The sequence below is a fragment of the Acidovorax sp. Leaf78 genome (genome assembly GCF_001422735.1).
Taxonomy (GTDB): domain Bacteria; phylum Pseudomonadota; class Gammaproteobacteria; order Burkholderiales; family Burkholderiaceae_C; genus Acidovorax.
In genome coordinates, this window is sequence record NZ_LMLZ01000021.1 from 81,364 (window position 1) to 104,040 (window position 22,677).

Genomic DNA, 22,677 nt, shown 5'->3' on the forward strand with positions numbered 1-22,677 from the left:
CTCTCTCTGCTCTCTCTCGTTGATGTTTGGGCTTACTGCGGCGCCCACTTCACGCCTACGTACGCGGTGCGTCCGGCTGTGGCGTAGGTGCGAGCCAGCTCGTAGTGCTTGTCGCCCAGGTTGTCCACGCGCGCCACCAGCGTGAAGTCGCGGGCGATGCGGGTGCTGGCGTACAGGTTGACCAGCGTGTAGCCGCCCAGCACGTTGGTGTTGGCCACCGTGTCGAAGCGGCGGCCCGAGGCCTGCACCTCGGCGCCCACGGTCCAGCCCGCGAGCTGCGTGTCGGCGCCCAGCGTGCCGTGGCGCTTGGCGCGGCGGGCCAGTTGCTTGCCGGTGTCCAGGTCGCGCGGGTTCTGCAGGTCGAGCGAGCCGCGCAGCTGCACGCCGCCGAGCACACCTGCCAGGCGGTACGAGCCTGCAAAGGTCACGCCCTTGTACTCGGCGCGCGCGGTGTTCACGTAGCAGCCGAAGGGCGATGGGCACGGGCCGGGCGCGCCGAAGGAGATCAGGTCCTGCACGCGGTTGCGGTACACGGTGGCCGAGAAGCTGTTGCTGCCCTGCGCCCAGCGCAGGCCCACCTCGGCATTGCGGCTGCTTTCGGGCTTGAGCGAGCCCACGCCGTATTCGCTGAAGCGCTGGTACAGCGTGGGCGCGCGGAACGCCGTGCCCACCGACGCGGTGGCGCGCCACTGCGGCGCAAAGGTGTAGCCGTAAGCCAGGCTGCCGGTGCCCTTGCCGCCGAACTCGCTGTCGGAGTCATGGCGCACATTGGCCTGCAGCGTGTGGCCGCCGGCGGTGTAGCCGTAGCCCAGAGCGATGGCGTCCTGCGAGCGCGAGCGGTCGATGGGGGCGTTCTGGAGGTTGTCTTCGCGCCGCTCCAGCGCGGCGGTGACCAGGTGCGCGCCCTGGCGCCATTCGTTCTGGAACAGGTAGCCGCGCAGGTGCGTCTCGCTCAGGTACACCGAGGGCGTGGTTTCGTACGTGTCGCGCGAGTCGGTGACCTGCAGGCGTGTCTTGTATGCGCTGGTCCACTGCGCCTGCCAGGTCAGGCCCAGCGCGTGCAGTTGGTGCTGGTTGCGGTCGTCCTTGCCCAGGCCGTTGTCGTAGCCGCTGTCCAGGTCGTTGGCGAGCAGCGTGGCGTCCAGCCGGTGCGCGGCGTTGATCTGCAGGCCCAGGCGCGCGTTGGCCGATGTGCTTTCGTATCCGTCGCGGTCGGGGTTTTGCGTGGCCACCGTGCGGGCGTTGAAGCCCTTGCTTTTCTCACGCGCAATGCCGAGCGCGTAGTCGATGGTGCCGGTGGCGCCGCTGACGCCGGCTTCAATCTTGGTGGTGCTGCGGCTGCCCACGCCGATGCCCACGTAAGGCGCCACGCCGTTTTCACCGCGCTTGGTGAAGATCTGGATCACGCCGCCCATGGCGTCCGAGCCGTACACCGCGCCGGCCGGGCCGCGCAGCACTTCGATGCGGTCGATCTGCGCGAGCGGAATCGCCTCCCACGCGGCGCCGCCGGTGGACTGCGAATCGATGCGCACGCCGTCGATGTACACCGCGGTGAAGCGGGATTCCGCACCGCGCAAAAACACGCCCGTGGTCGTGCCCGGCCCGCCGTTGCGCGAGAACTCGATGCCCGGCACGCGCGCCAGCACATCGGCCAGGCCCGTGGCGCCGCTGGTCTCGATGGTGTCGCGGTCGATCACCGTCACATCGGCCACCAGGTCGGACAGCGGCTGCGGCGTGCGGGTGGCGGTCACCACCGTCTCGCTGAGCGACGGCGCGCGCAGGTTCTGCGCGATCTGCACCGGGCTGCCGGCCTCGCTGTTCGGCGCTTGCTGCACCTGGGCCTGCGCAGAACAGGCGGCCACAACGGCCATGGCGGCCAGGGCCGGCTGCAGACACAGCGGCGCTGCAATGCGCGCACGAGGGGTACGGATTTTCATGGGGATCATCGTCAACAAACAAACCCGAGCCGGCCTCCCCGCCAGCAGATGGGTGATACGGCTGCGCTTTGCCCCAAAAAGGCGTGGGCGCAGCCACCGTGTTGGCCGGTATCCGGGCTGGCGGAACGCCCTCCAACGCCTTCCCACACGCTTGTTCAAGGCGCACAGTGGCTTGTGATGGAGAGAGAATCGGGTGATTCGTCCGCTGACCGTTGCGGGGGCAGCGCAGGCTCGGCGTGCCATGCGTGGCACGCCTCCCTGCTTCCCGTTGAACTGCGGCATGTGAACCACACCGCGAGCACCAACCTCGGGATTTTACGGCCGATTACAAACCGCCACCCTACAATCGGGGGCTCTATGGCAACACCATCGACCACCGACCAGATCGCCGAACGCGTTGAACGCCTGCTGCTGCGCCACGCGGAATTGCAGCGCACCAACGCGCTGCTGGCCGACCAGGTGGCAGCCCTCACGCAGGAGCGCGATTCGCTCAAGTCCCGCCTGTCTGCCGCGCGGGCCCGGGTGGACGCCCTGCTGGAGCGCCTGCCCGCCGCAGCCCCCGCCACGAAAGAATCCGAATGAAGCAAATCGAGGTGCAGATCCTGCAGCAAAGCTACCTGCTGACCTGCCCCGAAGGCCACGAAAGCCGCCTGCTGGACGCCGTGGAGCGCGTGGACACGGCCATGACCCGCATCCGCGATGCCGGCAAGGTGCGTGCCCGCGAGCGCATCGCCGTGCTGGCAGCCCTGAACCTCGCATTCGAGATCGCCGACCGCGAAGCGGCCGACCTGGCAGCCGCCACCGCCCGGCCCGCGGTGGACACCGCCCCCGCCCAGCCAGCGGCCACTGTCGCGGCGACGACAGCAGCCTCTTCCTCGGCCCCGCTGCCCGCCGCCGACGACCAGCGGCTGCAGTCGCTGGTGCAGCAACTGGACCACGTGCTGGGCGAAGACGGCCGGCTTCTCTGAGCGACGGGGCCCGCCCACCTGCCCTGCATCCGGGCGCTGCCGAAGCTTTGCCGACCCTGCCATCCAGCGCACCGCGCACGGTGCATCGCCTTACGGTCTTTACAAAACCGTCTTTCAGCGCAGGGCCCTGGCAGCGCCTACAATGGACGTGTCTGCGATGCCGCCGGGCTTTATATTTCCTTGAACCAATGCTCATTGAGCTCGGGCTTGGTACATCGTCCGGTGAGCGTGATCATCTCGCGTCAGATGAACCCAACACTTGGCTGCCCTCGCCCACCTGAACCTCCGGTTCAGGATGAGGGTTCGGTGGCAATCGCAGACACCTTATTCCCCATGCCCCTGTCACCCCGCCGCCCGGCTGCACCGCGGCGGCGACAGGGCGCAGGCTTGGCGGCCGTGCCGCCCTCACGCTTTCCTTTTGCGCCATGCTGGACCCTCTTCTGATCGTTGAACTTGGTGTCCTGGGCCTGGCCACGGGCTTTCTCGCGGGCCTGCTGGGCATTGGCGGCGGAATGCTACTGGTGCCGTTCCTGACCTACATCCTCGGCGCGCGGCAGGTGTCGCCCGATCTGGCGGTGAAGATGGCGATCGCCACCTCCATGGCGACGATCATGTTCACGTCGATCTCGAGCGTGCGCGCCCACCACAAGCGCGGCGCGGTGCGCTGGGACATCGCCCGGCGCCTCGCCCCCGGCATCGTACTGGGGGGCTTCATCGCCAGCCTGGGCGTGTTCGCGCTGCTCAAGGGCTCGTTCCTGGCCATCTTCTTCGCGCTGTTCGTGAGCTTCTCGGCCACGCAGATGTTCCTGGACAAGAAGCCCGCCCCCACGCGCCAGATGCCGGGCGGCGCGGGCCAGGTGGCCGCGGGCGGCGTGATCGGCTTCCTGTCGGGCCTGGTGGGTGCCGGCGGCGGCTTTGTGAGCGTGCCCTTCATGACCTGGTGCAACGTGCCCATCCACAATGCCGTGGCCACCAGCGCTGCGCTGGGTTTTCCGATCGCGCTGGCCAATGTGGTGGGCTATGCCATCAGCGGCCAAGCCGTGGAAGGCCTGCCCCCCGCATCGCTGGGCTACATCTGGCTGCCGGCCCTGGCCGTGATCGCCACCTGCAGCGTGCTCACGGCCCCGCTGGGCGCCAAGGCAGCGCACAACCTGCCCGTCAAGCAGCTCAAGCGCGTGTTCGCCACGCTGCTGTTCGGGCTGGCGGCTTACATGCTCTGGAAGGGGCTGGCCGCGTCCTGACCGGGGCTGGGCTGACCGCCGGACGGCTGCGGGCTACGGCGCAGCGAGAGGGCTACCCGCGAGAGCAGGACGCTACCATATTGATAGCTGCTTGCGCTGATCCATCAAGCGGTAGCGGCATTTTTTGCATTGAATTCATCTGCCGGACCTGGTTACAGGACCCGCATGCAACGGCGCAGTGGCACAGCGCAGCGACCGCACAGGCGCCCCGCGCGCACTCTGCGCCCCCACGCCAACGCTCAGATCTGAAGTCCGTCGCGCCGGCCCTGCGCCTTGAGCGGCAGCGGCTTGCCCAGCATGGCGCGAAACTCCGGCGCCGGCAGGCCCGGTGCGCACAGAAACCCCTGGTAATGGTCGCACTGCATCTGCAGCAGCACGGCCTGCTGGGTTTCGGTCTCCACGCCCTCGGCCACCACCTCGATGTGCAGCGCACGGCCCATGCTGATGATGGCGCTCACGATGGCCCGGTCGCCATCGTCGTCGGGCAGGCCGCGCACGAAGGACTGGTCGATCTTGAGTTTGCTGATCGGCAGCTTCTTGAGGTACGCCAGGCTCGAATACCCCGTGCCGAAGTCATCGATGGCCAGGCCGATGCCCAGGCCCGCCAGCACGCGCAGGCGCTGCTCCATCTCCAGCGCGTCCTGCAGCAAGATGGTTTCGGTCAGCTCCAGCTCCAGCAGCGTGGGCGGCAGCTGGTGCACGGCCAGCAGGCGCGTGATGCGGTCCACGAAGTCGGGCTGGCGGAACTCCAGCGCCGACACGTTCACCGAGATCACGATGGGCATGCCGCTATGCATCCACTGCGCGGCCTCGCGCACAGCCTGCTCCATGACCCAGGCGCCCAGCGTCACGATGTAGCCCGACTCCTCGGCCAGCGGAATGAACTGCCCGGGCGACACCGCGCCGAATTCGGGGTCCGTCCAGCGGATCAGCGCCTCGGCCCCGGTGATGCGGCCGGTGGCCATGTTGACCTGCGGCTGGTAGTGCACGGCCATGCGGTCCTGCCCCAGCGCCTGGCGCATCGCGTGCTCCATCTGCATGCGCGAGAGCAGGTTGGCGTTCATCTGCGGCTGGTAGAAGCCGTAGCTGCCCCGGCCGCGCTCCTTGACGCGGTACATGGCCGTGTCCGCCTGCTTGATGAGCTCGTCGAGCGTGGTGCCGTCCTGCGGGTACAGCGCCATGCCGATGCTGCACTGGATCGAAAAGCCCATGCCGTCGAGCATGAAGGGCTTGAGCATGTCGTCCAGGATGCGGCGGGCCACGCTCTCGGCCACCACCGCGTCGCCGCCGTGCAGGTAGATCACGAACTCGTCGCCCCCCAGCCGGCACAGCATGTCCGTCTGGCGCAGGCAGGCCTGCAGGCGCTCGGCCACCAGTTGCAGCACCCGGTCGCCGAACGGGTGGCCCAGCGAGTCGTTGATGATCTTGAAACGGTCCAGGTCCAGGAACAGGATGGCAAAGCCGGTGTCGCTCTGGCGCGCGCCCTGGATGGCCGTGTCCACCCGCTGCGACAGCAGCAGGCGGTTGGGCAGCCCGGTCAGCACGTCGCTGTAGGCCAGCTCTTCGATGCGCTTTTGCGCGGCGTGCTGCAGCGTCAAGTCGCGCATGAAGCCGATGCTCTGCACCAGCCGGCCTTCGTCGTCGCGCAGCGCCACCCACGACAGCTGCACCGCGCAGTACGCGCCGCTGTCACGGGGCAGCCACAGCTCGCCCTCCCAGAAGCCGTCGCGCGCCCAGCCCTCCAGCACCTGTTCCATGAAGGCGATATCGGTGCCGCCGCCGAACAGCGACGACGCCATGCAGCCTTCGAAGGACTTGGCCGACGGACCGACCAGGCGCTCGCACCCCGGGTTCATGCGCAGCACGCGGTGCTGGCTGTCGGCGATGAAGATCGCGTCCAGGCTGGACTCGAACACCCGGGCCGCCAGGCGCAGGCTGGCCTGGATCTCGGTCTGGCGGGTGATGTCGCGGTACGAATACACCCGGCCCACCGGACGGCCCTGGCTGAACTGCGGCACCGAGCGCAGCTCCAGCACCACGCCGCTTTTCAGCGTGAGGATGTCGGTGCTCTCCTGCATGGGCTCGCGGGCAATGGCGGCCATGCGGTCGGTGTACGCCGCGGCGTCCTGCACCTGGGCGGCCATGTGCGCGTAGACCGCGGCATCGTCGCGCTCCAGCAGCAACTCCCGCGGAATGCCCCACAGCTGCGCCAGGCGCTGGTTGAACGCACGCACCTGGCCGTGCAGATTGCACACCAGCATGCCGTCGGCGGCCGAGTCGAGCGTGGCCCGCAGCTCGGACAGCAGGGTCTCCAGCTCACGCTCGGTAGCCGCCTGGATGCTGCGGTCCAGCATGGTCACCATGAAGATCGTGCCGCCATCGGGCCCGTTGGGCACACGGCTCACCTGCCGGTTCACGGGCACCAGGCTGCCGTCGGCCCGCAAAAGGCTGGTGTGCGAATGGATGCCATCGGCCACCACCTGGGCGGGCTCGCCCCAGAAAGCGACGTCCTGCGGCGTGGATGCCAGGCCCAGCACCGACGTGCCCACCATCGCGGCCACCGGTGCGCCCGCCAGGCGTTCCGCGGCGGCGTTGGCACGCAGGATCAGCAGGGTGGATTCATCGACCAGCCACACGGCTTCCTGCAAGCCGTCGAGCCAGCCGTGGGATTGCACGACCGTCACGCGCCGGCCTCTTCGGGGCCGGGGTTGACCGCTCGCTCAAAAAAGTAGCAGATGCGCTGGCGTGGAGACAGGTAGTCCAGCGCATCGCGCGGCAACTGCGCTGGCTTGAGGCTGCGGCGGATGCCCAGCTCCGGCACGGTTTCCAGGTCCAGAATCGGCGCCTCTTCCTTGGGAATGCGCGAGTCGTGCACGATGACCTTGGGCCGCAGCGGGCGCGACGAGTTGACCGACGCGACGATGGCATACCGGTCGTTGACCAGCTGCACGATGGACCCCGGCGGGTACACGCCCATCATGCGGATGAAGGCCCCCAGCACGACGGAGTCGAACTTGGACTTGAGCTGCGCGAAGATGACCGACAGCGCCTCGTGCGGCGTGAGTGCATCCACGCCGTTGGCGGGGTTGCACATGCGGTCGTAGCGGTTGACCAGGGCCAGCACCTGGCTGGCGCGCCCGAGGTCCGGGCCCGACAGGCGCAGCGGGAACCCGCTGCCGTCGACCATTTCATGGTGCCGCGCCACGGCGGTGAGCACCGTGTCCGGAAAGCCCATGCGCATGGCGAATGCCACCGACTCCCCCACATGGGTCTCGTAGCGCGAGCGTTCCATCGGGATCATCGACGGCGTGACCTGCCGCAGGTTGGGCGGCAGCTTGAGCTTGCCCATGTCATGGATCAGCGCCGCGACGCCCAGGTCGTGCAGCTCCACGCTCTTCATGCCCAGGGCGCGGCCCAGCAGCAACGAGATGACCATGACGTTGATGGGGTGCAGGGCATTGCGCTCGCCCACGCCCTCGGACAGCAGCCGGATCACCGAGTCGCCGTTTTCCAGCAGCTCGGACACGCAGCCCGACACCAGCGCATCGCCCTTGGTGCGCGCCTGGTCCGGGTGTTCGGACACCACGCGCTCCATGGCCTGGTACTGGCGCGTGGCCTCGCCAAAGCGCTGGTCGCAGGCGGCCAGGGCGCGGTTTTGCGCCTCCAGCAATGCCCGCCTGCGCAGCGCCTCGGGGTCGGCCGCGGGGGTGCCGCCCGCCGCGTCCACCCCGGGGGCGGCGGGCGCGGGCATTTCGGGCACGCGCCAGGCCGCAGGCACCAGCTCGCGCTGGTCGGGGTCGCTCTTCTTGGGAACGTAGCGCACCTCGGTCAGGCCGAGCTCGCGCAAGGTGGCGATCTGCTCGATCGACGCCACGCGAAAACTGCTGACCGGAAACGGATGGTGCATCCAGCCCACATCGAGCTGGATGTACATGCCGACCCGCAGTTGGCTGATGTCGATGAGGATGGAAGAGTTCACTTCAAGGGCGCGAAACATGGAGACGTGAATGCCACCAATGGTTACACAGATTATCGCCCTAAGCCTGCGTGATCAATTCGTTGCTGCCGCGCAGACGCGACACCACAACACTTCATGCCGCACGCCCTGCCGCTACAGTGCAGTGATTACCCGCACGGGCCGCCGTGGGGGGCCGGCTGCCGCACCGCTCCCCCGCGGCACCTGACCCCGCAGCACTTTTCACGACTGGCTACCGGCACCAGAGGGACGGCTTGTAGACCAGATCCATCCAGAGCGCCCAGCCGGCCACCGCGCAGAGCAGGCCGCCGGCCACCCGCGTGCCCCCATCGGCGCGCCAGGTACGGAGCCGCGCCCGGAGCCGGCCCCATGCCCAGGGGCCGGCGGCCAGCCAGAGGCCGCTGCCCACGCCAAAAAGCGCCATGGCCAGCGCCCCTTGCACCGGACCGCCACTGAGCGCGGCCACCAGCAAGGCCGAATACAGCAGCCCGCAGGGCATCAGCGCCCACAGGAAACCCGCCAGCAGCACGCCCCCCGGGGCCTGGACCAGCGGGCGCACACGCGCCCACACCGCCCGGCCCGCCTGCTCCACCCACTGCGGCTGGCGTGCCTGCACCATGAGCATCAGGCCCCAGGCCATCACCGCCACATGCGCCAGGGTCCAGGCGGGGCGCAGCGCCATGGTGTGCTGGGTCAGCCATGCCAGGCTGTCCATGGCCAGGGCCGCGAGGGCGCCTGCCAGGGCATAGCCCGCCAGCCGGCCCGCGTGAAAGGCCGCCGTGCGCTGCACCACGCCGCCGCGCGGCAACCACCGCACCGGCTGCGCCACGGCACCCGCCGCAGGCCCGCCCCCCTGCCCCACCAGCGCCCCACAGGGCGCCGCACACATGGCCAGGCAATGGGACCCGCCGGCAAGGCCCATGAGCAGGGCGGTCGAAGCTACCGTGAGCAGCATGGTGGGCAAGCGCCTGAAGGCACCCCGTGGGCCCGGGCGGTGAGGCCGGGCATCAGATGATGCGCGAGAACCGCGCCCGGTTGCGGTCGGCCTGCAGATAGCGGTCGAACACCATCGCGATGCCGCGCACGAAGAACCAGCCCATGGCGGTCACCGCGATGCCGTCCGGCCGGATCTGCACCAGCCCCTGGCCGGCCATCTCCTGAAGCCGTTCGATCTCGGCCGCGAAGTAACGCCGAAAGTCGATGAGCCACGCCTGCTCCAGCGGCTCGAACAGCAGCTCGCCCTGGCACATCAGCGCCATGATGACGGCACGGCGCACCAGGTCGTCGCGGGTCAGCGCCAGGCCGCGCACCACGGGCAGCCGGCCCTGGTTCAAGAAGTCGTAGTACTCGTCCAGGGTCTTGGCGTTCTGGCTGTAGGTGGCACCCACCCGGCCGATGGCGGATACCCCCAGGCCAATGAGGTCGCAGTCCGGCTGCGTGCTGTACCCCTGGAAGTTGCGGTGCAGCCGGCCCTGGCGCTTGGCCACGGCCAGCGCGTCGTCGGGCAGCGCAAAGTGGTCCATGCCCACGTACACGTAGCCTGCGGCCATGAAGGCATCGAGCGAGCGCGACAGCATCGACACCTTGGCACCGCCCATGGGCAGCTCGGCCGGGACGATGCGGCGCTGCGGCTTGAAGCGCTCGGGCAGGTGCGCGTAGGCATACAGCGCAATGCGGTCGGGCCGCAGTTGCACCACCTGGGCCAGCGTGCGGTCGAACGACTCGGGCGTCTGGCGCGGCAGGCCGTAGATGAGGTCGACGTTGATCGACTCGAAGCCCAGCGCGCGCGCCGACTCCACCAGCGAGAACACCTGCTCCGCAGGCTGGATGCGGTGCACGGCCTTCTGCACCTCGGGGTCGAAGTCCTGCACGCCGAAGCTCAGCCGGTTGAAGCCCAGCTCGGCCAGCACCGCCAGGCGACTGGCGTCCACCGTGCGCGGGTCCACCTCGATCGAGTACTCGCCGCCCGGCGCGAGCGTGAAGCTGCGCTTGAGCATGGCCATCAGCTCGCGCAGCCCGTCGTCGGACAGGAACGTGGGCGAGCCCCCGCCCAGGTGCAGCTGGCTCACCACCTGCCCGGTACCGCAGTGGGCGGTGTGCAGGTCGATCTCGCGGCTCAGGTAGCGCAGGTAGATATCGGCGCGGTCATGGTGCTTGGTGATGATCTTGTTGCACGCACAGTAGTAGCACAGCGATTCGCAAAACGGAATGTGCACGTACAGGGACAGCGGCAGCGCCTTGGCCCCGGTGCCCGCGCGGCGCTGCTCCAGCGCAAGCACGTAGTCGTCCTGCCCGAAGGCCTCGACGAAGCGGTCGGCCGTGGGGTAGGAGGTATAGCGGGGCCCTGGCACATCGAAGCGGCGCAGCAGCTCGGGCGAAACAGCAGTCATTGGAAGCATCCTTGCGTACGTTGCCACTGTGCCGTAAGCTGTTCCTCACGTCCTTGATCTACGTCAAGTGATGCCACCAGCCGACCAGCGACAATTTGATGCATGTCAGTCGCCCACCCCCGGTCCGCAGCGAAGCCTCGCCACCACGGGGTGAAACGCCCGAACCCCAACCAGCTGTACCTATGAACCCGCTCACCATGAAAGTCGCCTGCTCCAACTGCAATCTGCGGGAGCTGTGCATGCCTGTCGGCCTGAGCGATGAGCAGTTGCAGCGCATCGACGAGGTCGTGGCCACCCGCCGCAAGGTCAAGCGCGGCACCACGCTGTTCCGCAACGGCGAGACCTTCACCTCGCTGTACGCCATCCGCACCGGCTTCTTCAAGACCTGCGTGGCGACCGAAGACGGCCGCGACCAGGTCACCGGTTTCCAGATGGCCGGGGAGATCATCGGGCTCGATGGCATCGTGAACGACCAGCACACCTGCGATGCCGTGGCGCTGGAAGACGCCGAAGTCTGCGTGATGCCGTTCGACCGCATCGAAGAACTCTCGCGCGAGGTCACGGCGCTGCAGCACCACGTGCACAAGATCATGAGCCGCGAGATCGTGCGCGAGCATGGCGTGATGCTGCTGTTGGGCAGCATGCGCGCCGAAGAGCGGCTGGCCGCATTCCTGCTGAACCTGGTGCAGCGCCTGCACGCACGGGGCTTCTCGCAGTCCGAGCTGGTGCTGCGCATGACGCGCGAAGAGATCGGCAGCTACCTGGGCCTCAAGCTCGAGACCGTGAGCCGCACGTTCTCCAAGTTCGTCGAAGAAGGCATCGTCGAGGTCAAACAGCGCCATGTGCGCATCCTCGATACCGACGCGCTCAAGCGCATCGTGAACAGCCAGCAAGCCTGCCACTGAGCACCACAGGCCAGGACTTCGGCGCCGGCCTCGAGCCGGCGTTGTCGTTTTCAAAACGCCGTTTTCACCACCCGCAGTCTCCGCACACCTCGGCACATCAGGAGCACGATGTCTTGCGGCAATCGTCAGGGCGCTCACCCGGTGGCACGGGGCAGCGGTTCAGCTCGAACGGCGACATCGCCAGCAGCGTGGTCAGCGCGCTCGATGCCATCGTGACGGCCCAGAACGCGAAAAACGCCAGCGTGTAGACACCCTCGCGCGACAGCGCCAGGGGCTGTCCGAACCAGTGGAGGTCGTGCGGGTCGACCAGGGCGAAGACCAGCATCTCCATCACGCCCGCCATCAAAAAAGCGGGCCAGGCAATCCACATCAGGCGTTGCGTCCACATAGTTGCAGTCTCCTTCGCGGGGCGAGCGGGCACGGCGGTACCGCAGGGGCCGCCGGTGCTCGCCGGTGTTGTTGTTGTCGTCGTCGCAGCCGGTCAGCCGGTGGGCGACTCAACGCGGCTGGTCCTGCACCGGCGTGGCGGCGTGGTTGCGGCCCTTGACCGCAGGCGCCAGGCTCTTGGCGGGGTTTTCCAGCGTCTTGTTGATCTCGATGCCCTGGCGGTAGTAGTCCTCCGCCACCACCGGGTCGGGGCGCGAGATGGCCAGCCACAGCGTGACGAAGCCGGCCACGATCACGATGGCGGGCCCGGCGATGACCAGCCAGACGTGGCCGAACTTCCACCACGGGGCGGCTGCGGGCGCGGCGCCCGAGCCTGTGGAACCGGCGGCGACGGATGGGCTGGTGGGGCCGATGGCGGGATTCGATGTCATGTCAGTACTCCTTGCAAATCTTCTCGGTGGGTGCAGCGCCCTAGCGCGGCACCAGGAAAACGGATTTCTCGGTCACATGGGCGGCTCGGTCCACCGCCTGCACGTCGAACTGCACCGCGTGCGACCCCGGCGCGGCCGATCCGTACGGAATCTGCAGCCGCACCGCCACCCAGCGGGATTCCGCGGCACCGATGTCCACCTCGGCCTCCGAGGCCACTTCGAGCGCGGTCAGCCCGCGGGCGGCGATGCGGTAGCGCTGCGGTCCCTCGGTCGCATTCATGATCTGCAGGCGGTAGATGTTCTCGAGCTTGCCCCCGGCCACGATGCGTGACAAGGCCGCACGGTCGCGCACCACGTCCACCTTCAGCGGTGTGCGCGTGACCAGGCTGGCCAGCATGGCAAGACACAGCGCTGCCAGGATCGCGGTGTAGATCAGCACGCGGGGGCGCAGCACCCGGCGCAGCATCTGCGACTGGCTCCACCGGTTGGCCACGCCGTTTTGCGTGGAGTAGCGGATGAGCCCGCGCGGGTACTGCATCTTGTCCATCACGGTGTTGCAGGCGTCCACGCACAGCCCGCAGCCGATGCACTCGTACTGCAGCCCGTTGCGGATGTCGATGCCCACGGGGCAGACCTGCACGCACAGCGAGCAGTCGATGCAGTCGCCCAGGCCCTGAGCCTTGTAGTCGATGCCCTTCTTGCGCGGGCCGCGCTGCTCGCCCCGCTCGGGGTCGTAGCTCACCACCAGCGTGTCCTTGTCGAACATGGCGCTTTGAAAGCGCGCATAGGGGCACATGTACTTGCAGACCTGCTCGCGCATGTAGCCCGCGTTGCCGTAGGTGGCAAAGCCGTAGAACAGCACCCAGAACATCTGCCACCCGCCCGAGAAGGCCAGCAGCTCGCTGCCCAGCGTGCGGATGGGCACGAAGTAGCCCACGAAGGTAAAACCCGTCCACAGCGCCACCGACATCCACGCCAGCTGCTTGAGCGACTTCTTCACCGCCTTCTCTGCCGTCCACGGCCCCTTGTCCAGCCGCAGCCGCGCGCTGCGGTCCCCCTCGATCCTGTGCTCGATCCACATGAACATCTCGGTGTAGACCGTCTGCGGGCACGCAAAGCCGCACCACAGCCGCCCCGCCACTGCGGTGAACAGGAACAGCGACATCGCCGAGATGATGAGCAGGCCCGTGAGGTAGATGAAGTCCTGCGGGTACAGCACCAGGCCGAAGATGTAAAAGCGCCGCGCACCCAGGTCGAAAAGCACCATCTGGCGCTGCCCCCACTCGAACCATGGCAGCCCGTAGAACACGAGCTGCGTGAGGAACACCATGGCCCAGCGCCAGCGCGCGAACACGCCGCTGATGGAGCGGGGGTAGATCTTCTTTTGCGCCTCGTACAGCGAGACGATCTCGCCCTGGGACGACGACGCATCGGCCGCGACCGGCGCGATGGGGATGACCTTGCGGGCAGGCCCGCTGGGTGGCTTCATGGTGTGGCTCGTGGTGCTGGCTTTTGAAACGGTGAGGCCCTGGCTGGCGGGAGGGATGCGCGGTGCGGACCGCAGGGCGGCGCTGGCTGTCGCGCCGCCCGGCGTGGTCAGGTGCCCGGGCCTACCTGGCCGCCGCCACCTGCTTGCCCGAGAGGCTCCACACGTAGGCCGACAGCACGCCGATCTGCGCTTCGGTCAGCTTGTCCGCCTGCGCAGGCATCTGGTTGGTCTTGCCGTTGTTGATCATGGCGGTGATGGCGGCTTCGCCCCAGCCGTGCAGCCAGATGTCATCGGTCAGGTTGGGCGCACCCAGGGCCTGGTTGCCCTTGCCATCCATGCCGTGGCAGGCCGCGCAGGCACCGAACTTGGACTTGCCCAGCGATGCACGCAGCGAGTCGTGCGGGCTGCCCGACAGGCTCAGCACGTAGTGCGACAGGTTGCGCACGTCCTCGGGCGTGCCCACGGCGGCGGCCATCGGGGGCATGGTGCCGATGCGGCCCTGCGTGATGGTCTCGCGGATCTTCTCGGGCGTGCCGCCGTGCAGCCAGTCGGCATCGGCCAGGTTCGGAAAGCCCTTGCTGCCGCGTGCGTCGGAGCCGTGGCACTGGGCGCAGTTGTTCATGAACAGGCGCTCGCCGATGGCCTGGGCCTGCGGGTCCTTGGCCACGTCCTCGGGCTTCATGGATGCAAAGCGGGCGTACAGCGGGTCGAGCGCGGCCTTGGCCTTGGCCATCTCGGCGTCGTACTCGCCCTTCTGCGTCCAGTTCAACTTGCCGTTGAAGCTGCCCAGGCCCGGGTAGGCGGCCAGGTAGGCCAGGCCGAACACGATGGTGATGACGAACAGCCACACCCACCAGCGCGGCAGGGGGTTGTTCATCTCGACCAGGTCCTCGTCCCAGACGTGGCCGGTGGTGTTGTCGGCGGTGGCCACGACCTTCTTGCGGCCCGCCATCCACAGCAGGATGCCGCAGGCGACGATGCCGACCAGGGTCAGCGTGGTCACAAAGACCGACCAGAAATTGCTGGTGAAGTCACTCATGGGGTGTTCTCGTTCTGGTGAAAGTCAATCTTGTTCGAACGGCAGCTGTGCGGCCTCGTCGAACCGGGACTTGTTGCGGCCCATGTACGCCCAGACCCAGATACCGATGAAGCAAACCATCGATGCCAGGGTGGCGACGATGCGCATGGTGGTGATGTCCATGGCGGATCTCCTAAGGTTCTGTGTTGCTTACTTCAGCGCGCGGCCCATGACCTGCAGGTAGGCGATGAGGGCATCCAGCTCGGTCTTGCCCTTGACGTCTTCGGCCGCGGCCTGGATCTGCTCGTCGGTATAGGGCACGCCCACGGTGCGCAGGGCCTTCATGCGGGGCGCCACGCCGGCGGGGTCCACAGCGTTCTTTTCCAGCCAGGGGTAGGCAGGCATGTTCGACTCGGGCACCACGTCGCGCGGGTTGTTCAGGTGGATGCGGTGCCATTCGTCGCTGTACTTGCCGCCCACGCGATGCAGGTCAGGGCCGGTGCGCTTGCTGCCCCACTGGAAGGGGTGGTCGTACACGAACTCGCCCGCCACCGAGTAGTGGCCATAGCGCAGCGTCTCGGCGCGGAAGGGCCGGATCATCTGCGAGTGGCAGTTGTAGCAACCCTCGCGGATGTAGATGTCGCGCCCCACCAGTTGCGTGGCGGTGTAGGGCTCCACGCCCTTGACGGCCTCTGTGGTGGACTTCTGGAAGAACAGCGGCACGATCTCCACCATGCCGCCAATGGCGATCACGAGCAGGATCAGCACGATCATCAGGAAGTTGTTGGTCTCGATCTTCTCGTGGGAGAAGCCGGTCGAAGGGTTGGTGTTGTTGTTGGACATGAATGGACTCCTTCGGCTCAGGCGTGCGCCGCAGTCACGGCAGGGATCGTCACCTTGACCGAACGGCCGGAGATGGCGGTCATCCAGACGTTCCAGGCCATCACCACCATGCCGCCCAGGTACAGCAGGCCGCCGGCCACGCGGATCACGTAGAAGGGATAGGTCGCCTTGACGCTCTCGACGAAGGTGTAGGTGAGCGTGCCGTCAGGGTTGATGGCGCGCCACATCAGGCCCTGCATCACGCCGGCGATCCACATCGCGGCGATGTACAGCACGATGCCGATGGTGGCCATCCAGAAGTGCAGCTCGATCGCCTTGATGGAGTGCATCTTGTCGCGGCCGAACAGGCGCGGCACCAGGTAGTACAGCGAGCCCATCGAGATCAGCCCCACCCAGCCCAGCGCGCCGGAGTGCACGTGGCCGATGGTCCAGTCGGTGTAGTGGGAGAGCGCGTTGACGGTCTTGATGGACATCATCGGCCCCTCGAACGTGGACATGCCGTAGAACGACAGCGACACGATCAGAAAGCGCAGGATGGGGTCGTCGCGCAGCTTGTGCCAGGCGCCCGACAGCGTCATCACGCCGTTGATCATCCCGCCCCAGCTGGGGGCCAGCAGGATCAGCGAGAACACCATGCCCACCGATTGCGTCCAGTCCGGCAGCGCGGTGTAGTGCAGATGGTGGGGGCCGGCCCACATGTAGGTGAAGATCAGTGCCCAGAAGTGCACGATGGACAGGCGATAGCTGTACACCGGACGGCCGGCCTGCTTGGGAATGAAGTAATACATCATTCCGAGGAAGCCCGCCGTGAGGAAGAAGCCCACCGCGTTGTGCCCGTACCACCACTGCACCATGGCGTCCTGCACGCCGGCGTAGGCCGAGTAGCTCTTCATGAAGCTGACCGGAATGGCCGCGCTGTTGACCACGTGCAGCAGTGCCACGGCCAGGATGAACGCGCCGAAGAACCAGTTGGCCACGTAGATGTGCTTGACCTTGCGCACGCCGATGGTGCCGAAGAACACGATGGCATACGACACCCACACCAGCGTGATCAGGATGTCGATGGGCCATTCGAGTTCGGCGTATTCCTTGCCGGACGTGTAGCCCATCGGCAGGCTGATGGCCGCGGCCACGATGACCAGCTGCCAGCCCCAGAAGGTGAAGGCCGCCAGCGGCCCGGCGAACAGGCGGACCTGGCTCGTGCGCTGCACGACGTAGTAGCTGGTGGCGAACAGCGCGCAGCCGCCGAACGCGAAGATCACCGCGTTGGTGTGCAGCGGGCGCAGGCGCCCGTAGCTGAGCCAGGGAATGCCGAAGTTGAGCTCGGGCCAGGCCAGCTGGGCGGCGATGACCACGCCCACCAGCATGCCAACCACCCCCCAGACCACGGCCATGATCGAGAACTGCCGCACCACCGTGTCGTTGTAGTGTGCAGCCACTGTTTTTGGAGAATCCATCGGGCACCTCTTTGTATTGCGATCTGAGTTTCTTGCAGTCGGCAGCGGGGCGCATTGACACAAGTCAATCGTCCCGGAGAATCCGCTCGCCTTCTTGTTCGACGCTCTCGAACTGGCCGTGGTGCACGGCCCACCACAGCCCCGCCAGCACCATCAGCACCAGCACGACGGACAACGGGATCAGCAGGTACAGGATGTCCATCAGGCAGGCTCCAGGGGGTGGGTTGGCACGGGCGTTGCGACCGGGCCCTGCGCCAGCGGCGCGGCGTGGTCGGCCCCGCCCAGCGCCGGCAGCTCGCGCGCCAGGCGCGACGCGTTGAGCACCACCAGCAGCGAGCTCAGCGCCATGCCCAGCCCCGCCAGCCACGCGGGCATCCAGCCCGCCACGGCCAGGGGCACGCACAGCGCGTTGTAGAGCGCGGCCCACCACAGGTTCTGGCGCACCACGCGCAGGGTGCGGCGCGCCAACAGCACCGTCTGCGGCACCAGCGCCAGGCTGTCGCCCAGCACCACAAAGTCGGCACGCGACTGCGCGAGCGGCACGGCGCGGCCAAATGCCAACGAGGCGTGGGCGCCCGCGAGCACCGGGCCGTCGTTGAGCCCGTCGCCCACCATGGCCACGTGGCGGCCCTGCGCCTGCAATGCCTGCAGCGCGGCCAGCTTGCCCTGGGGCGTGCACTCGCCCCGGGCCTGCGCAATGCCGGCCTGCGCGGCCACGCGCTGCACCGCGCCACCGCGGTCGCCCGACAGCAACTGCACGGCCACGCCCGCCTGCTCCAGGGCGCGCACCACCGGTGCGGCCTCGCTGCGCAGGTCCTCGGACAGATCGAAGCGTGCCAGCTCGCGCAGCGCCCCGTCCGACCCCTGCTGTGACAGCACCACCTGCAGCCCGTTGCCATCGCCCTCGCTCGCCATGCCCGCATGCAGGGCCGAGCCCAGGCGCAGGCGGCGTGTGGCCTGCCCGGCCCCCACGCGCTGCACCGTGGCGGTGAGGCCGAGGCCCGCGTCCTCCTGCAGGTCCTTCACGGCCCACTGCAGGGTGCTTGTCGGCATGCGGGCGGCGGCCGCCACCAGCGCACGCGATGCGGGGTGCACCGACTGCACCGCCAGGGCGGCGGCAAGCGCCAGCGCCTCGCCGGCCGCCATGTCGCCGGACGTGCGCGTGGCCGACAGCGCCATGCCGTCGCGCGTGAGCGTGCCGGTCTTGTCGAACACGATGGTGTCCACCGCAGCCAGCGCCTCCAGCCCTTGCAGGTTGCGCACCAGCACGCCGTGGCGCGCCAGCGTGCCCGCGGCGGTGAGCATGGCGACCGGCGTGGCCAGCGACAGCGCGCAGGGGCAGGTCACGATCAGCACGGCCACGCCCACCATCAGCGCATGGCCGGGGTCGGACGGCCACCACCACGCCACCGCCAGCGCGGCAGCCAGCAGCACGGCGACGAGAAACGGCCGGGCGATGCGGTCTGCCAGCTGGGCCAGGCGCGGCTTTTGCAGCGAGGCGCTTTCCATCAGCGCGACGATCTGCGCAAAGCGCGTCTGGGCGCCGGTACCCTGCACCAGCACTTCCACCGGCGACTGCAGGTTGTAGCTGCCCGCGGTGACCGTGCTGCCCAGCGGGCGCGCCACGGGCGTGGACTCGCCGGTGAGCAGGGCCTCGTCGGCCTGCGTGTTGCCGCGCGTGATGCGGCCATCGGCCGGAAAAGCCTCGCCCGGCAATACGCGGATGGTGTCGCCGGGCACCAGGCGGCGCGTGGCCACGCGGGTGAAATTACCCTCTGCTCCGCGACGCTCCACGCTGTCGGGCAGCCGGTTCATCACCGCCTCCAGCGCGCCCGCGGTGCGGTCGCGCAGGCGCAGCTCCAGCCAGCGCCCGGTGAGCAAGAAGAACACGAACATGGTCAGCGAGTCGTAGTACACCTCGCGGCCGAAGAGGCCCGTGGGCTCGAACGTGCCCGCCGTGCTGACCACGAAGGTGATGGCCATGCCCAGGGCCACCGGCAGGTCCATGCTCACGCGGCGCAGGCGCACGTCGCGCAGGGCGCTGGCAAAGAAGGGCCCGCACGAGAACACCACCATGGGCAGCGTGATGACCCACGACGCCCAGCGCAGCAACTGCTCCATCTCCAGCGTCAAGTCGCCCGGCTGCGCCACGTATGCGGGCCACGCGTACATCATCACCTGCATCATGCAAAAGCCGGCCACCAGCCAGCGCCACAGCGCGCGGCGGCTCTCGCGCTGGCGCTGCTCGCGGGCCAGGGCGTCCATGGCGGGCATGGCGCGGTAGCCGGCCCGGTGCACCGCCGCCATCCACTGCGAGGGCAGCACCTGCCCGGGGTGCCAGACCACACGCGCCCGGCGGGTCGCGGCACTCACGTCGGCCTGCTGCACGCCGGGCACGGCGCGCAGGGCGTCTTCGATGGTCAGGGCACAAGCCGCGCAGTGCATGCCTTCGAGCACCACCTGCGAGTCCCAGCCGCAGGTGGCAGGGTCCTGCGGGATGCTGCCGGTCGGCGTGAGCGGCCGACCGAAGGCCGACCACTCCTGCGGGTCGTCCAGCAGCAGGGCCTGCGCGGCGGCAGGGGCATCCGCCGGCGGCAGAACCGGGGCGTCGGCTTGAAACATTGACATGGTTCAAGGCTATCGCCCTGCCCCGCACGCCACATTGACCTGGATCAAGTCGCGGAACATGATCGGTCCTAAGCTGATGGCGTCACTTCAAGGAGCACACCATGTACAAGCGTATCCTGATCCCCACAGACGGCTCGCCGCTGTCGGACAAGGCAGTCAACCACGGCCTGGCGCTGGCGGCCCTGTCGGGCGCCACGGTGGTGGCGCTGAAGGTGGTGCCGCGCTACCCGCGCAGCTACTTCGAAGGCGGCATGTCGGTGGACCTGAACGATGCCCAGCGCATCGAGGCGCAGTGGGCGGCCGAAGCCCAGGCCATGGTCGACAAGGTAAAGGCCGAGGGCGGCGCCCAGGGCGTCACGGTGAAGGCCGTGGTCGCCAAGTCAGACCTGGTGGCCGAAGCCGTGATCTCGGCCGCCAAGAAGCACAAGTGCGACCTGATCGTCATGGCGTCGCACGGCCGCAAGGGCCTCAAGCGCCTGCTGCTGGGCAGCGAGACGCAGCACGTGCTGACGCACTCGCACATTCCCGTGCTGGTGCTGCGCTAAGGCCCCGAAGTGCTGCTACCGCTTGATGGAAAAGCGCTAGCAGCTATCAAATCAGTAGCAAACGCTCCACTGGCCGACATCCGGTCAGTGGTTGCCCAGGTAGAGCTGCGCCATGCGCTGGTCCTCCAGCAGGCCCTGCGCGGGGCCGTCCAGCACGCAGCGGCCCTGGTCCAGGATGTAGCCTTGCTGGCTGATGGTGAGCGCCTGGCGCGCGCGCTGCTCCACCATCAGCACCGCCACGCCCGCGGCGGGGAGCTTTCGCACCATGTCGAACACCTTGCCGACCAGCGATGGCGCGAGCGCCGCAGTGGGCTCGTCCAGCACCATGATGCGCGGCGAAGGCATCAGCGCACGGGCGAAGGCCAGTTGCTGGCGCTCGCCGCCCGACAGGTCGCTGGCCGGTTGCGACAGGCGCTCCACCAGCGCCGGGAAGTCGGCCAGCACCTCGTCCATGCGGCGCTTGACGTGCGGCACGCGGCGCACCACCAGCAGGTTGTCGCGCACGGTGAGCGACGGGAAGACGTTGGCCACCTGCGGCACGTAGGCCAGGCCCGCGTCGAACCGGTCTTCGGCCGACAGCGTCGTGATGTCGCGGCCATCCAGATGGATGCTGCCCGTGACCCGCGGCAACAGGCCCAGCAGCGCCTTGACCAGCGTGGACTTGCCGGCCCCGTTGGTGCCCGCGATGGTGACGATCTTCCCCGGCGCCACGGCCAGGTCGATGCCGTGGATGATGTCCACGTCCGAGTAGCCGCCGCGCAGCTGCTCGATCTGCAGCAGATTGGTCTTATTGGTTTTGTTGTTCGCCTCGCTCATACCACCCCTCCCATGTAGGCTTCCTGCACGCGGGGATCGTCCAGTACCGTGTGCGGATCGCCCTCGGCCAGGATGCGCCCGCGGTCCATCACGATCATGCGGTTGGACAGCGCCTTGAGCGCCTGCAGGTGGTGCTCGATCACGATGAATGCGATGCCCTGGCCATGCAGCTCGCGCACGCGGTCGCAGATTTCTTCGATCAGCACCGGGTTGACCCCGGCGAAGGGCTCGTCCAGCAGGATGCAGCGCGGGTCCAGCATGAGCACGCGGCCCAGCTCCACCAGCTTCTTCTGCCCGCCCGACAAGCCGCCCGCCTGCACGTCGCGCACGCGGGCCAGGTTCAAAAATTTCAGGATGCCGTCGGCCTTGGCGGCCAGTTGCTGCTCGTGTTCGCGCAGGCGGCGCGTCTGAAAGAAGGCGTTGACCAGCCGCTCGCCCTGCGGGTTGGCGGCAGCGGCCAGCAGGTTCTCGTGCACGGTGAGGCTCTTGAACTCGCGCGGGATCTGGAAGGTGCGCACCAGGCCCAGGCGGGCGCGGCGGTACGGCGGCACGCGGGTGATGTCCTGCCCGTCGAAGGTGATGCGGCCGGCGTCGGCCGGCTGCTGGCCCGCGATGGCGGCGAACAAGGTGCTCTTGCCCGCGCCGTTGGTGCCGGCAATGCCCAGAATCTCGCGGTCGGCCAGTTGCAGCGAGACATCGTCCACCGCCTTGAAGCCGCCGAACAGCCGCGTCACGGCCTCTACGTTGAGGAGTGTCATTTCGAAGGCCCTCCAAAAAGGCCGTTCGGCCGGTACAGCGTCACCAGGATCAGCGCCAGGCCCACCGCGGCCAGGCGCAGGCTGGCCATGCCCACTTCGGACACGCCCGGCACCCAGTCCTTGGCAAAGCGCGAGCCTTCCAGGAACACCATCAGCAGCAGCGAGCCGAACATGGCGCCGCGCACCGAGCCCGAGCCGCCCATGACCAGCCCCATCCACACATAGAAGGTGATGAGCGGAATGAACTGCTCCGGCGTGATGAAGGTGATGAAGTGCGCGTAGAACGCGCCCGCCACGCCGGCCAGCGCCGCGCCCACCATGAACACCTGCACCTTGAACCAGGCCGGGTCCTTGCCCAGGGCCGACAGCGCCGCCTCGTCGTCGCCGATGGCTTTGAGCAGCCGGCCGAACGGGCTGCGCGTGAGCCGCACCGTGCCCCAGCACACCAGGCCCACGATCACGGCCAGCACCGTGAAGATCGCTACGTCGGACCTGCCGCCGGCCAGATGGGCAAACAGCTTGGGCAGGCCCGGCAGGCCCTGCACGCCGTTCGTGAGCCAGCTTTCCTGCTGGATGGTGATGCGCACGGCTTCCGAAAAACCCAGTGTCACGATGGCCAGGTAGTCGTCGCGCAGCCTGAGCGACAGCAGGCCGATGGGCAGCGCGAGCAGCCCCGACAGCACGCCCGCCGCGATGAAGCACACCACCAACGGCACGCCCTGCAGCGACAGCAGCCCCGACGTGTAGGCGCCCACGGCGAAGAACGCCACGACGCCGAAGTTGACCAGCCGCGTAAGGCCGAACTGCAGGTTCAGCCCCAGCGCGAGCAGGCAGTAGATGAGGGCGATGATGCCGATGGCACAGAGATAAGCGATCATGGTCCGTACC

At 68.1% G+C, this 22,677-nt stretch carries 21 protein-coding genes, 1 pseudogene and 1 riboswitch; of the genes and pseudogenes, 5 read left to right on the forward strand and 17 right to left on the reverse strand.

Going from position 1 to position 22,677, the window contains the following annotated elements; all coding sequences use genetic code 11:
- Positions 1 to 32 precede the first annotated feature (32 nt).
- Complete coding sequence (locus tag ASF16_RS16445; RefSeq protein ID WP_056170640.1) at positions 33 to 1,937, reverse strand: TonB-dependent receptor domain-containing protein; 1,905 nt, start codon at positions 1,935 to 1,937, stop codon at positions 33 to 35.
- Positions 1,938 to 2,022: 85 nt separating this feature from the next.
- Positions 2,023 to 2,258, reverse strand: a riboswitch (cobalamin riboswitch).
- Positions 2,259 to 2,294: 36 nt separating this feature from the next.
- Here ASF16_RS16445 and ASF16_RS16450 point away from each other — a divergent pair.
- The 3 genes and pseudogenes from ASF16_RS16450 to ASF16_RS16460 all read left to right on the forward strand — a co-directional run.
- Positions 2,295 to 2,519, forward strand: coding sequence for a hypothetical protein (locus ASF16_RS16450; protein WP_056169572.1), 225 nt, complete (start codon positions 2,295 to 2,297; stop codon positions 2,517 to 2,519).
- The gene (locus tag ASF16_RS16455; protein WP_056169574.1) at positions 2,516 to 2,905 is read left to right on the forward strand and encodes a cell division protein ZapA; all 390 of its coding nucleotides are present in this window, start codon (positions 2,516 to 2,518) and stop codon (positions 2,903 to 2,905) included. The genes ASF16_RS16450 and ASF16_RS16455 overlap by 4 nt, the downstream gene beginning before the upstream one ends.
- A gap of 425 nt (positions 2,906 to 3,330) precedes the next feature.
- Positions 3,331 to 4,113 (forward strand): annotated as a pseudogene (locus tag ASF16_RS16460) (sulfite exporter TauE/SafE family protein); the annotation flags it as partial.
- A 272-nt stretch (positions 4,114 to 4,385) separates the two neighbouring features.
- Here the strand turns inward: ASF16_RS16460 and ASF16_RS16465 are convergent.
- From ASF16_RS16465 to hemN, 4 genes are all read right to left on the reverse strand, one after another.
- Complete coding sequence (locus tag ASF16_RS16465; protein ID WP_056169579.1) at positions 4,386 to 6,830, reverse strand: bifunctional diguanylate cyclase/phosphodiesterase; 2,445 nt, start codon at positions 6,828 to 6,830, stop codon at positions 4,386 to 4,388.
- Positions 6,827 to 8,143: an HD-GYP domain-containing protein gene (locus tag ASF16_RS16470; protein ID WP_056169582.1), complete on the reverse strand. Its 1,317-nt coding sequence runs from the start codon at positions 8,141 to 8,143 to the stop codon at positions 6,827 to 6,829. The genes ASF16_RS16465 and ASF16_RS16470 overlap by 4 nt, the downstream gene beginning before the upstream one ends.
- 211 nt (positions 8,144 to 8,354) lie before the next feature.
- Positions 8,355 to 9,077 (reverse strand): sulfite exporter TauE/SafE family protein, encoded by a 723-nt coding sequence (locus ASF16_RS16475; protein ID WP_056169586.1) that lies wholly within the window; start codon positions 9,075 to 9,077, stop codon positions 8,355 to 8,357.
- A gap of 52 nt (positions 9,078 to 9,129) precedes the next feature.
- On the reverse strand, positions 9,130 to 10,512 hold the full coding sequence (gene hemN, locus ASF16_RS16480; RefSeq protein ID WP_056169590.1) for an oxygen-independent coproporphyrinogen III oxidase: 1,383 nt from the start codon (positions 10,510 to 10,512) through the stop codon (positions 9,130 to 9,132).
- A 182-nt stretch (positions 10,513 to 10,694) separates the two neighbouring features.
- Here hemN and fnr point away from each other — a divergent pair, with 182 nt between their 5' ends.
- Positions 10,695 to 11,417, forward strand: a complete 723-nt coding sequence (gene fnr, locus ASF16_RS16485) for a fumarate/nitrate reduction transcriptional regulator Fnr (protein WP_056169593.1) — start codon at positions 10,695 to 10,697, stop codon at positions 11,415 to 11,417.
- A 97-nt stretch (positions 11,418 to 11,514) separates the two neighbouring features.
- Here fnr and ASF16_RS16490 read toward each other — a convergent pair whose 3' ends face one another.
- From ASF16_RS16490 to ASF16_RS16530, 9 genes are all read right to left on the reverse strand, one after another.
- The gene (locus tag ASF16_RS16490; RefSeq protein WP_056169595.1) at positions 11,515 to 11,805 is read right to left on the reverse strand and encodes a hypothetical protein; all 291 of its coding nucleotides are present in this window, start codon (positions 11,803 to 11,805) and stop codon (positions 11,515 to 11,517) included.
- Between the two features lie 109 nt (positions 11,806 to 11,914).
- A complete protein-coding gene (locus ASF16_RS16495; RefSeq protein ID WP_056169598.1) occupies positions 11,915 to 12,235 on the reverse strand; it encodes a FixH family protein in 321 nt (106 codons plus the stop codon).
- 40 nt (positions 12,236 to 12,275) lie between these two features.
- Positions 12,276 to 13,724, reverse strand: a complete 1,449-nt coding sequence (gene ccoG / locus ASF16_RS16500) for a cytochrome c oxidase accessory protein CcoG (RefSeq protein ID WP_056169601.1) — start codon at positions 13,722 to 13,724, stop codon at positions 12,276 to 12,278.
- Positions 13,725 to 13,845: 121 nt separating this feature from the next.
- Complete coding sequence (gene ccoP / locus ASF16_RS16505; protein ID WP_056169604.1) at positions 13,846 to 14,763, reverse strand: cytochrome-c oxidase, cbb3-type subunit III; 918 nt, start codon at positions 14,761 to 14,763, stop codon at positions 13,846 to 13,848.
- A gap of 24 nt (positions 14,764 to 14,787) precedes the next feature.
- Entirely contained in the window at positions 14,788 to 14,925 is a 138-nt protein-coding gene (locus tag ASF16_RS16510; RefSeq protein ID WP_056169607.1) for a CcoQ/FixQ family Cbb3-type cytochrome c oxidase assembly chaperone, read from the reverse strand.
- A 27-nt stretch (positions 14,926 to 14,952) separates the two neighbouring features.
- Entirely contained in the window at positions 14,953 to 15,585 is a 633-nt protein-coding gene (ccoO, locus tag ASF16_RS16515; protein WP_056169612.1) for a cytochrome-c oxidase, cbb3-type subunit II, read from the reverse strand.
- 17 nt (positions 15,586 to 15,602) lie between these two features.
- On the reverse strand, positions 15,603 to 17,042 hold the full coding sequence (gene ccoN, locus ASF16_RS16520; protein ID WP_056169613.1) for a cytochrome-c oxidase, cbb3-type subunit I: 1,440 nt from the start codon (positions 17,040 to 17,042) through the stop codon (positions 15,603 to 15,605).
- Positions 17,043 to 17,106: 64 nt separating this feature from the next.
- Complete coding sequence (ccoS, locus tag ASF16_RS16525; RefSeq protein ID WP_056169616.1) at positions 17,107 to 17,244, reverse strand: cbb3-type cytochrome oxidase assembly protein CcoS; 138 nt, start codon at positions 17,242 to 17,244, stop codon at positions 17,107 to 17,109.
- Entirely contained in the window at positions 17,244 to 19,664 is a 2,421-nt protein-coding gene (locus ASF16_RS16530) for a cation-translocating P-type ATPase (RefSeq protein WP_056169619.1), read from the reverse strand. Before ASF16_RS16530 ends, ccoS begins: the two co-directional genes overlap by 1 nt.
- Positions 19,665 to 19,771: 107 nt before the next feature.
- On the opposite strand from ASF16_RS16530, the gene ASF16_RS16535 reads away from it, so the two are divergent.
- A complete protein-coding gene (locus ASF16_RS16535; RefSeq protein WP_056169621.1) occupies positions 19,772 to 20,215 on the forward strand; it encodes a universal stress protein in 444 nt (147 codons plus the stop codon).
- Positions 20,216 to 20,299: 84 nt separating this feature from the next.
- Here the strand turns inward: ASF16_RS16535 and ASF16_RS16540 are convergent, their stop codons facing one another.
- The 3 genes from ASF16_RS16540 to ASF16_RS16550 are packed head-to-tail and all read right to left on the reverse strand — an operon-like array spanning position 20,300 to position 22,667.
- Positions 20,300 to 21,031, reverse strand: a complete 732-nt coding sequence (locus ASF16_RS16540) for an ABC transporter ATP-binding protein (protein ID WP_056169624.1) — start codon at positions 21,029 to 21,031, stop codon at positions 20,300 to 20,302.
- Entirely contained in the window at positions 21,028 to 21,789 is a 762-nt protein-coding gene (locus tag ASF16_RS16545; RefSeq protein WP_056169626.1) for an ABC transporter ATP-binding protein, read from the reverse strand. The genes ASF16_RS16540 and ASF16_RS16545 overlap by 4 nt, the downstream gene beginning before the upstream one ends.
- Positions 21,786 to 22,667, reverse strand: a complete 882-nt coding sequence (locus ASF16_RS16550; RefSeq protein WP_056169629.1) for a branched-chain amino acid ABC transporter permease — start codon at positions 22,665 to 22,667, stop codon at positions 21,786 to 21,788. Before ASF16_RS16550 ends, ASF16_RS16545 begins: the two co-directional genes overlap by 4 nt.
- Positions 22,668 to 22,677: the final 10 nt, after the last annotated feature.

What these genes read in the sequence shown, in the direction of transcription:
- ASF16_RS16450 (WP_056169572.1), top strand. Translation starts at nt 2,295, where the DNA reads ATGGCAACACCATCGACCACCGACCAGATCGCCGAACGCGTTGAACGC.
- ASF16_RS16530 (WP_056169619.1), bottom strand. Translation starts at nt 19,664, where the DNA reads ATGTTTCAAGCCGACGCCCCGGTTCTGCCGCCGGCGGATGCCCCTGCC.
- ASF16_RS16545 (WP_056169626.1), bottom strand. Translation starts at nt 21,789, where the DNA reads ATGACACTCCTCAACGTAGAGGCCGTGACGCGGCTGTTCGGCGGCTTC.
- ASF16_RS16495 (WP_056169598.1), bottom strand. Translation starts at nt 12,235, where the DNA reads ATGACATCGAATCCCGCCATCGGCCCCACCAGCCCATCCGTCGCCGCC.
- ASF16_RS16490 (WP_056169595.1), bottom strand. Translation starts at nt 11,805, where the DNA reads ATGTGGACGCAACGCCTGATGTGGATTGCCTGGCCCGCTTTTTTGATG.
- ASF16_RS16510 (WP_056169607.1), bottom strand. Translation starts at nt 14,925, where the DNA reads ATGGACATCACCACCATGCGCATCGTCGCCACCCTGGCATCGATGGTT.
- ASF16_RS16445 (WP_056170640.1), bottom strand. Translation starts at nt 1,937, where the DNA reads ATGAAAATCCGTACCCCTCGTGCGCGCATTGCAGCGCCGCTGTGTCTG.
- ASF16_RS16540 (WP_056169624.1), bottom strand. Translation starts at nt 21,031, where the DNA reads ATGAGCGAGGCGAACAACAAAACCAATAAGACCAATCTGCTGCAGATC.
- hemN (WP_056169590.1), bottom strand. Translation starts at nt 10,512, where the DNA reads ATGACTGCTGTTTCGCCCGAGCTGCTGCGCCGCTTCGATGTGCCAGGG.
- ASF16_RS16550 (WP_056169629.1), bottom strand. Translation starts at nt 22,667, where the DNA reads ATGATCGCTTATCTCTGTGCCATCGGCATCATCGCCCTCATCTACTGC.
- ccoN (WP_056169613.1), bottom strand. Translation starts at nt 17,042, where the DNA reads ATGGATTCTCCAAAAACAGTGGCTGCACACTACAACGACACGGTGGTG.
- ccoS (WP_056169616.1), bottom strand. Translation starts at nt 17,244, where the DNA reads ATGGACATCCTGTACCTGCTGATCCCGTTGTCCGTCGTGCTGGTGCTG.
- ccoP (WP_056169604.1), bottom strand. Translation starts at nt 14,763, where the DNA reads ATGAGTGACTTCACCAGCAATTTCTGGTCGGTCTTTGTGACCACGCTG.
- ccoO (WP_056169612.1), bottom strand. Translation starts at nt 15,585, where the DNA reads ATGTCCAACAACAACACCAACCCTTCGACCGGCTTCTCCCACGAGAAG.
- fnr (WP_056169593.1), top strand. Translation starts at nt 10,695, where the DNA reads ATGAACCCGCTCACCATGAAAGTCGCCTGCTCCAACTGCAATCTGCGG.
- ASF16_RS16535 (WP_056169621.1), top strand. Translation starts at nt 19,772, where the DNA reads ATGTACAAGCGTATCCTGATCCCCACAGACGGCTCGCCGCTGTCGGAC.
- ccoG (WP_056169601.1), bottom strand. Translation starts at nt 13,724, where the DNA reads ATGAAGCCACCCAGCGGGCCTGCCCGCAAGGTCATCCCCATCGCGCCG.
- ASF16_RS16470 (WP_056169582.1), bottom strand. Translation starts at nt 8,143, where the DNA reads ATGTTTCGCGCCCTTGAAGTGAACTCTTCCATCCTCATCGACATCAGC.
- ASF16_RS16475 (WP_056169586.1), bottom strand. Translation starts at nt 9,077, where the DNA reads ATGCTGCTCACGGTAGCTTCGACCGCCCTGCTCATGGGCCTTGCCGGC.
- ASF16_RS16455 (WP_056169574.1), top strand. Translation starts at nt 2,516, where the DNA reads ATGAAGCAAATCGAGGTGCAGATCCTGCAGCAAAGCTACCTGCTGACC.